This window comes from Kocuria sp. NPDC057446, from assembly GCF_042802875.1.
In the GTDB taxonomy this organism is placed as follows: domain Bacteria; phylum Actinomycetota; class Actinomycetes; order Actinomycetales; family Micrococcaceae; genus Kocuria.
The window spans coordinates 1-6,308 of record NZ_JBHVDI010000189.1 but is presented as its reverse complement, the minus strand read 5'-3'; the positions used below and the strand labels follow the sequence as shown (position 1 = coordinate 6,308).

Annotated in this window: 3 protein-coding genes and 1 pseudogene; 2 read left to right on the top strand and 2 right to left on the bottom strand. The window is 75.2% G+C overall.

All coding sequences use genetic code 11. The annotated features are described in order from the left end of the window. Positions 1–412 precede the first annotated feature (412 nt). Together ACFU0Y_RS16385 and ACFU0Y_RS16380 are read right to left on the bottom strand one after the other, a co-directional pair. Positions 413–2,503 (bottom strand): annotated as a pseudogene (locus tag ACFU0Y_RS16385) (acyl-CoA dehydrogenase); the annotation flags it as partial. A gap of 88 nt (positions 2,504–2,591) precedes the next feature. Then, positions 2,592–3,365 carry a TetR/AcrR family transcriptional regulator gene (locus ACFU0Y_RS16380; protein WP_380215733.1) on the bottom strand — a complete coding sequence of 258 codons (774 nt, stop codon included), beginning with the start codon at positions 3,363–3,365 and terminating at the stop codon, positions 2,592–2,594. A 69-nt stretch (positions 3,366–3,434) separates the two neighbouring features. Between ACFU0Y_RS16380 and ACFU0Y_RS16375 the strand changes: the two genes are divergently transcribed. Next, the gene (locus ACFU0Y_RS16375; protein WP_380215731.1) at positions 3,435–4,808 is read left to right on the top strand and encodes an acetyl-CoA C-acetyltransferase; all 1,374 of its coding nucleotides are present in this window, start codon (positions 3,435–3,437) and stop codon (positions 4,806–4,808) included. Positions 4,809–4,857: 49 nt separating this feature from the next. After that, on the top strand, positions 4,858–6,240 hold the full coding sequence (locus ACFU0Y_RS16370) for a 3-oxoacyl-ACP reductase (RefSeq protein WP_380215729.1): 1,383 nt from the start codon (positions 4,858–4,860) through the stop codon (positions 6,238–6,240). Positions 6,241–6,308: the final 68 nt, after the last annotated feature.

Here is a 6,308-nt window from a genome sequence, read left to right as displayed (position 1 = left end):
ATCCGGCGGCGGGTCAGGCGTCCTGCGTCACGGCGGTGTCCTGCGCCGGCGGGGCACCGGCCGCTCGGTCCGGGCCGCCGGCGGACTCCGGGGCCGGCTTCCCGGCGCGCTTCCCCGTCTGCTTCCCGGTCTGCTTCCCGGCGCGCTTCCCCGCCTGCTTCCCCGTCGGCCTCCCGGCACGCTTGCCGGTCGGCTCGGCGGCCGGGTCCTCCTCTGCCGCGCCGGAGACCGCCGCGCGCTGCGCCGCCAGCTTCCGCGGCTTGAGCTCGAGTCGGCGCTCGTGCGTGCGCTCGGCCCGGCGCTCGGTGCGCCGCTCCGCCTGCCGCTCGGCCCGGCGCTCCTTCTTCGCCTCCTCCGGGGCCTTCTCCCCGGGGGCGCCCGCGGCGGACGTGGCGTTCTCCTTGCGCGGGGCCCGCTCCTTGACCGGGGCGCTGCCCGAGGCGCGCAGCCGCCGGTAGTGCTCGGCCGCCTCCTTCTGGCGCCGCGCCTCGATCCCGGTGGCGATCTCGGCCCGCAGGTGCTCCGGCTCCAGCTCGAACGCCGCCACGAGGTCCAGCGCGTGCGGGCGCAGGCGGGCCAGCAGCCGGTCGACGTACTCGTCGAGGCTGCGCCCGCGCCGCATGGAGAGCCGGCCGTAGGAGAGGTACCACGCGAGGTTCTTCTCGATCAGCCGCAGCCCGAAGACGTCGCGCAGCCAGGTGAGCACCGTGCGGGTGCCCGGGTCCTCGACCTGCTCCAGGCCGCGGGTGAAGGCCTCCCACTGCAGCAGCTCCGCGTGGGCGCGCGCCGCGGCGATGATCCTGTGCTGGTTCTCGTTGAACAGCGCCGCGGCCTCGGCGCGGGGGAGCTTGGCGCTGGGCCGCAGGTTCTCGGCGATCTCCGCGACCATCGTCTCCACCCGGTCCGTGAGCAGCGAGCGCTGCGCGGACTCCTCGCGCAGGGCGTTCACCGAGCGGCGCACGTCCCCGGTGTCCCGGAAGGCCTGGCCGAGCTTGCGCAGCCCGGACCGGTGGTACGTGGCCTCGGTGGCCCGGCCCGCCACGTAGCGGGCCATCACGCCCATGTCGACCTGCTTGAACTCGTCCGCCCAGTCGGACAGCAGCCGCTTGGCCACGAGCTGGAGCAGCACGGTGTTGTCGCCCTCGAACGTCGCGTAGACGTCCAGGTCGTGGCGCAGGGCGGTGAGCCGGTTCCTGGTCAGGAAGCCCGCGCCGCCGCAGGCCTCGCGGCACTCCTGGACCGTGTCGAGGGCGCTCCAGGTGGACAGCGCCTTCAGCGCCGCGGCGAGGGTCTCGAGGTCCTGGCGGTTCTCGTCGGTGTCCTCGCGGCCGGAGAAGACGTCGTCGTACTTGTGCAGCAGCTCCTGGTGGGCGAAGTGCATCGCGTAGGTCTCCGCCAGGCGCGGCAGCAGCCGCCGCTGGTGCTGCTGGTAGTCCAGCAGCACCTCCTCCTGCACGTCGGAGGACGCGTTGAACTGGCGGCGCTCGCTGCCGTAGCGGATCGCGATGGTCAGCGCGGCCTTGTTCGCCAGGACCGCCGCGCCGTCGAGGGAGACCCGGCCCTGCACGAGGGTGCCGATCATCGTGAAGAACCGGCGGCCCGGGCTCGCGATGGGCGAGCTGTAGGTCCCGTCCGCGGCCACGGCGCCGTACTTGTCCAGCAGGTGCGTGCGCGGGACCCGCACCCGGGTGAAGTGCAGCCGGCCGTTGTCGATGCCGTTGAGCCCGCCCTTGTGGCCGTCGTCCTCGCCGCCCACCCCGGGCAGGAAGTTCCCGTCCTCGTCCCGCAGGTCCACCCAGAAGGCGTGCACACCGTGGTTCACGCCGAGGGTGACGAGCTGGGCGAAGACCACGGCGGCGCGCCCGTGCACGGCGGCGTTGCCGAGGTAGTCCTTCCACGCCGCCGCGAAGGGCGTGTGGATCTCGAACTCCTCCGTGGCGGGGTCGTACGTGGCGGTGGTGCCGATCGAGGCGACGTCGGAGCCGTGGCCGATCTCGGTCATCGCGAACACGCCCGGGATCCGCAGGTCCCGGATGTCCGCGAGCCAGCGCCGGTGGTGCTCCTCGGTGCCGAGGTTGAGCACCGCGGAGCCGAACAGGCCCCACTGCACCCCGGCCTTGATCTGCATCGAGGGGTCCCCGAGCAGCAGCTCCTCGAAGCCCGAGACGTTGGCGCCCGGGTCGTTCTGCCCGCCGTACTCCTCCGGCAGGCCGCGGCTCATCGCGCCGTGCTCCACCAGCAGGTGCAGCTGGCCCAGCACGCGCTCGCGGTGCTCGTGGTGGGTGAGACCCGGCTGCTGGTGCAGCCGCTCGTCGAGCAGCATCCGGCGGGTCTCGCGCCGGACCTCGGCCCACCGCCCCAGCAGCAGCTCGCCGAGGGCCGCGACGTCCACGGCGGGGGCGGGGATCTCCGTCCCGTCCACGGCGGTGGAGCCGGCGGCGGAGCCGGTGGTGGGGCCGGCTCCGGGGCCGGCGGGGCTCGGTCGGTCGACGGTGGTGGTCATGTTCGCTCCTGTCGTGGATGACCGGCGGTGGCCGGTGCGGTCACGGGGTGGTCGGGGCCGGCCGGGGTCCGTGCCGGCCCGGGTGGTCTCAGCCGGGCGGCTGCTCCGGCACGGGCGCCCCGGGCGGGCGCAGGCCGTCGACGGCCCAGCCCACGATCAGCTCCGTCATCCGCTCGCGGGACGGGCGCACGGTGCTCTCGGGGGTGTTCATCCACGCCTCGCCGGCACCGCGCACCATGCCGATCGTGGACGCGGCCCAGTAGCTGAGCACCGGCTCCTCCAGCCGGCGCTCGGCGGGGGTGTGGCGCACGTGGGCCTCGGCGAGCAGCCCGCTGACGGACTCGGTGAACTCCTGGATCAGCCAGCGCTCGCCGCCGTCCTCGGCCGGGTCGTCCTCCTTGCCGGCGCGCTCGCCGCGGGTCCGCTCGGCGCGGTGCCGGTCGCGCCGGGAGCGTCCGGTGTCGGGGGAGAGGGCCACGACGAAGCGGTACACCGACGCCGAGCGCTCGATGCTCAGCAGGTACTCGGCGACCATCGCCTCGACCGAGTCCTCGAAGGAGCCGGCCGCGCGGGCCGCCTCCTCGAGGCGGTCGCGCATCCGCGTCACGGTGTACTCGCCGACCGCCCGCTGCAGCCCGGCCTTGTCCCCGAAGTACCGGTAGTAGACGGACTTCGAGGTCTGGCACGCCGTGGCGATCTCCTCCATGGACGCCTGGGCGCCGAGCTCGTCCACGGCGCCGCGGGCCGTGCGGATCAGCTCGATCCGCCGCTGCGCGCGGTGCCGGGCCCAGCGGGAGGAGCGGCCGTCCGTGGCGGGCGTGCCGCCCGGGGCGGAGGAGTCAGTGGCGTCGACCTGTTTCACGATACCCAGAGTATCAGGTATTGTCGTCCATGACGTGACCATCATCACAACAGCACCGAGGAGTTCCCTGTGAGCGAGTCCACCCCCGAGCAGACCGTCGAGCCCACCGCCGAGCACACCACCCCCAGCGGCGCCGGACGGACCGGCGTGGCCCGCCGTGCCGTCGTGGTCGGCGCCAACCGCATCCCCTTCGCCCGGGCGCACGGCGCCTACGCCAACGCCGGCAACCAGGACATGCTCACCGCCGCCCTGGACGGCCTGGCCGCCCGCTACGGCCTGGCCGGGGAGCGGATCGGCGAGGTCGCCGCCGGCGCCGTGCTGAAGCACCCCAAGGACTTCAACCTCACGCGCGAGTCCGTGCTCGGCTCGGTCCTGGACCCGCGGACCCCCGCCTTCGACGTGCAGCAGGCCTGCGCCACGGGCATGGAGGCCGTCTCCACGCTGGTCAACAAGATCCGGCTCGGCCAGATCGACTCGGCCGTGGCCGGCGGCGTCGACTCCGCCTCGGACGCGCCCGTGGTGGTGAGCGAGCGGCTGCGCCGGACCCTGCTCGAGCTCAACCGGGCCAAGAGCACCCCGCAGAAGCTCAAGGCCCTCGCCGGGCTGCGCCCGGCCGATCTCAAGCCGGTGGCCCCCGGCACGGGCGAGCCGCGCACCGGCCTGTCCATGGGCGAGCACCAGGCGCTCACCACCGCCCGCTGGGGCATCACCCGCGAGGCCCAGGACGAGTTCGCCGCCGCGAGCCACCGCCATCTCGCGGCCGCCTACGAGCGCGGGTTCTTCGACGACCTCGTCACCTCCTTCCGCGGCCTGTCCCGGGACAACAACCTCCGCCCGGACAGCTCCGTCGAGAAGCTCGCCGGGCTCAAGCCGGTGTTCGGCAGATCCCTGGACGCCGAGGCCACGATGACGGCCGGCAACTCCACGCCCCTCACCGACGGCGCCTCGACCGTGCTGCTGGCCTCCGAGGACTGGGCCGCCGAGCGCTCCCTGCCCGTGCTCGCCGACGTCGTGGACGTCGAGGCGGCCGCCGTCGACTTCGTGCACGGCGACGAGGGCCTGCTGATGGCCGGTGCCTACGCCGTCCCCCGCCTGCTGGCCCGCCAGGGCCTGGCCCTCGGCGACTTCGACTTCGTGGAGATCCACGAGGCGTTCGCCGCGACCGTGCTGGCGACCCTCGCGGCTTGGGAGGACGAGCAGTTCGGCCGCGAGCGGCTGGGCCTGGGCGGGGCCTTCGGCACCGTGGACCGGAGCCGGCTCAACGTCACGGGCTCCTCCCTCGCGGCCGGCCACCCCTTCGCCGCGACCGGCGGGCGCATCGTGGGCACCCTCGCCAAGCTGCTGCGCGAGCGCGCCGACGAGACCGGCCGCCCCGCGCGCGGGCTCATCTCGGTCTGCGCGGCCGGCGGCCTCGGCGTCACCGCGGTCCTCGAGGCCCGCTGACCTGCACCCCGCCCGCCCACCGATCCGCACAGCAAGGACCCCCACCCTCATGGCAGACACCTATCTCGACCTCGTCAGCTCCGGCCCCGGCGGCCGGCTCGCCCGGCAGCTCGGCCTGCCCGCGCCCGCCCGGCTGCGCCGCCACCGCGCCGGGGACCCGCTCGTGCCCGGCCCCGTCCTCGTGCTGGGACGCGGCGAGGAGGCGGACCGGATCGCCACGGCCCTGCTGGGCTGGGACCTCGACGTGCGGCGCCACGCCGACGACGTCCACCGGTTCGGGGCGGTCGTGCTGGCCCTGACCGAGCTGGCCCGGCCCGCCGACCTGGCCGAGCCCGCGCTCGGCCTGGGCGCTGCGCTGCGCTCGCTCGCCCCCGGCGGCCGCGTGCTCACCGTGTCCCGGCCCGCCCCGGGCATCGGCACGGGCGCGGCCTCGGCGACGCCCGCGGCCGCGGAGCCCCTCGACCCGGCCGTCGCCGCGGCCCGCCAGGCGGTCGTCGGCCTCCTGCGCTCCACGGCCCAGGAGATGCGCGGCGGGGCCACCGCCAACGGCGTGCTGCTCGCCGAGGGCGTCGCCCCCGAAGCCCCGAGCGCGCTCGGGGCCCTGCGGTTCCTGCTCTCCGGGCGCAGCGCCTTCGTCTCCGGGCAGTTCGTGACGGTCGGCGACGACGCCGGGGCCCTGCCCACGGACTGGGAGGCCCCCCTGCGGGGCAAGGTCGCCGCCGTCACCGGCTCGGCCCGCGGCATCGGCGCGCAGATCGCCCGCACGCTCGCCGGCGCCGGCGCGCGCGTCGTCGTCGTGGACGTCCCGGGCGCGGGCGAGCCCCTGGCCGCGCTGGCCAACGAGATCCACGCCGTGGCCCTCCAGCTCGACATCACGGACGAGCACGCCGGGGACAAGATCCTCGGGCTCGCCCGCGAGCGCTTCGGGCACCTGGACGTGGTGGTGCACAACGCCGGGATCACCCGGGACAAGCTGCTCGCCAACATGGACGAGTCCCGCTGGGCCCCGGTGCTGGCAGTGAACCTCGAGTCGCAGCTGCGGATGAACGAGCAGCTCCTGGCGGGCGCGGGCCTCGGTGAGGCTCCGCGCATCGTCTCCCTGGCCTCCACGAGCGGGGTCGCGGGCAACCGCGGCCAGACCAACTACGCCGCCTCGAAGGCCGGGGTGATCGGGATGGTCGCCGCCACCGCGCCCCTGCTGGCCCGCCGCGGCGGCAGCATCAACGCCGTGGCCCCCGGGTTCATCGAGACGGAGATGACCGCCCGGATGCCGGCGGCCCGCCGCCAGGTCGCGCGCCGGCTGAACTCCCTGCAGCAGGGCGGGCTGCCGGAGGACGTGGCCCAGGCCGTGCTGTTCCTCGCCTCGGACGCCGCCGGTGGCGTCAACGGACAGACGCTGCGCGTGTGCGGCCAGAACCTGGTGGGGGCGTGAGCATGGACGGCGACCGGCACGAGATCGTGGTCCTCGACGACGTCCCCTCCCTGGGCGGGCTCTACGCC